The 2,321-nt window shown below is 57.1% G+C and carries 2 protein-coding genes and 1 pseudogene; 2 read left to right on the forward strand and 1 reads right to left on the reverse strand.

The annotated features are described in order from the left end of the window. Positions 1–260 precede the first annotated feature (260 nt). Both ACOI1H_RS25005 and ACOI1H_RS25010 read left to right on the forward strand, forming a co-directional pair. Positions 261–706 (forward strand): annotated as a pseudogene (locus tag ACOI1H_RS25005) (transposase); the annotation flags it as partial. A gap of 370 nt (positions 707–1,076) precedes the next feature. Next, positions 1,077–1,301 carry a transposase gene (locus tag ACOI1H_RS25010; protein WP_422440976.1) on the forward strand — a complete coding sequence of 75 codons (225 nt, stop codon included), beginning with the start codon at positions 1,077–1,079 and terminating at the stop codon, positions 1,299–1,301. 250 nt (positions 1,302–1,551) lie between these two features. Here the strand turns inward: ACOI1H_RS25010 and ACOI1H_RS25015 are convergent, their stop codons facing one another. Beyond that, the gene (locus ACOI1H_RS25015) at positions 1,552–1,920 is read right to left on the reverse strand and encodes a DUF6481 family protein (RefSeq protein WP_422440978.1); all 369 of its coding nucleotides are present in this window, start codon (positions 1,918–1,920) and stop codon (positions 1,552–1,554) included. Between the last annotated feature and the right edge of the window lie 401 nt (positions 1,921–2,321).

Consider the following 2,321-nt stretch of genomic DNA (forward strand, 5'->3'; position numbering starts at 1 on the left):
GTAGTGCCAATATACTAAGATTGAAGAGAACTAATGGCGGACTGGGGAGCAGTTACGAAGCTGTTGCAATCAATTGCGCCTCGTTGAATTTTGGATAAAAAATCATTTTAATTCAAGATGATGTAATCAACCTCTGTTGCAAGTAGTGTCAGGCTGCTGCTAATGGTTGCTCATACAAAGGTGGGATGGAAGGTGGGTTAGTGCGTCGCGCTAATGAACTGGGTGCGCTTCAGGTCAAGCGAATTTCGTCTGAGGGCATGCATGCTGTGGGTGACGTTCCCGGCCTTTACTTAAATGTGACACGATCGGGAATCCGGCAGGCCTTCAACCAGCCCGACCAGAAAGCCGCACAGGAGGTATGGCGTCACGTCGCGGACCAGCTCCGCCCCGCTGGCCAAAACTGGCAGCTTTGATGGATGAAAGCGAGTCCGATGTTCTGGCCTACATGGCCTTCCCGGCCCAGCACCGCACCAAGCTACACAGCACGACCCCACTTGAGCGCCTGAACAAGGAGGTGAAGCGCCGGGCCGATGTCGTGGGGATCTTTCCAAACGAGGAGTCGATCATCCGCCTGATCGGCGCGGTGCTCTTCGAGCAGAACGACGACTGGCAGGGCCAGCACCGCTACATGCAGGTGGAGGCCTTCAGCCTCATCGACGCCGCTCAGATCGATCCGCTTCTCAGCATCTCAACACAGGCCGCCTGACCGATGTCCGCGAATGGCCATACCCTATTTTACACCAGCTTGACGGACGCTACCGGGCCACGGCAGCCCCTTTACCATCCATCAACCTCTGCTGACCGGGCTTTCAGTCTCCATGAACTTGTAGTTTTAGCCTGTTCTTCCGAGCGACTTGCCTTGTTCTTCGGATGAATTATTGGGTGATAGTGGAGGGATAAATGCGATTTATCTATGATAAACGATGTGCGGAGAGACCTCAACGGCCAGGGCGCACGACAGTCAGGTCTGGGATGAACTGCTGCATGGGCAGGAAACCTCCGTCTGGGCCGAAAAGGGTTATGTCAGCGCCGAGCGCGCGGCCGCGTTCACTGGCCCTGGCCGGTTTTAGGGCGTCATGCGCAAGGCCCCGAAGGGCCGCAAGCTGCACCCAATCGAGGAACGCACCAACCGCATCATCGCCAAGGTGAGGGCCAGGGTCGAGCATCCCTTCCGGGTCATCAAACGCCAGTTCGGCCACGTAAAGACCTGCTACCTCGGCCTCGCCAAGAACCGGGCCCAGATCTTTACGCTGTACTCGCTCGGGAACCTGTTTCTGGTGCGGCGTAAGCTGATGGCATGAGGACGAATCCGCCTGGGAACAGGTGATAAACCGCAAAAGCGGTACCGAGGGCATGACCAGGGCTGCTTTTGGCTCCGCAATCCGTCCTCAAAGCGCTTAGTTGGCAATCTCGGACCAGCCGACAGTGTTGATCAGACATTCCTTCGGTCAAGGCGTCACCAGGCCATTGCCAGAAAGTTTCTCTTTCAGTTTTCGCCGCGACAGGTCTGACGTTTTCCTGTCGCGACCATCATAGCGTAGATGCCGGTTCTTACTTTTGCGCTTTCCGCTTTGCGTAGCGCCGGTCCCGTTCAGCTTTCCGGGCGGCTTCGTAATCAGCAACGACGTCAGCGCTCAGGTCTCTCTCAACGACCTTGAGTAATTCAGCTTCGGCTTTGGCAGCATTTTCGGCCGCCAGAGCGTCAGTGCGCACGGCGTCCTCCTCGTCGCGTCTGTTCTGTGTCCGCTCCGCCTGACGGGCGTCCCGGGCTGCCGCCACCGCTTGGCGCTCCTCTTGCCGCGCCACTCGGGTGGGTTCGGCAGCTTCCTGTGCGGCCCGGTGCGATTGCAGCAGAGCAGCTTTTGCATCGGCCGCAGCGCTGCGACGGCCGGCGAAGTCATTCTCTTTGGGATTTCTCATGTTTTTGTTCCGTTGGACGTATTGTTGCTCACATTGTCAGGCATGATCCACGTAATACAACACTTGCACGGCGACCAGCCTCTCCTCCCGATACCGAACTTCACAGCCGTTTGGAATGAGCACAGGCAGTCCAGGACCTGCTTTGGCAGCCACAAAATGACCCCTGTCGCCAGGGCGCCTGCGATCAGGAGCATCGCCAGCACTGTCACTTGCAGGTGTGACTGCGTCACGACGTCGTGTTCTTTGATCCGTTGCCTGGCTCTACCGGTCCGGATTGTCGTCAGAAGAACGATGCGGCAGTATTCCTTCAAGATTTCTGAACCTGAACGCGACCGCTGTGACCATGAGCAAAAAGACCCTCAACACCACCAACCTTGAAAAGCTGGGTGCGGAGACACTTG

The organism is Loktanella sp. DJP18 (assembly GCF_049310965.1).
Classification (GTDB): domain Bacteria; phylum Pseudomonadota; class Alphaproteobacteria; order Rhodobacterales; family Rhodobacteraceae; genus Loktanella.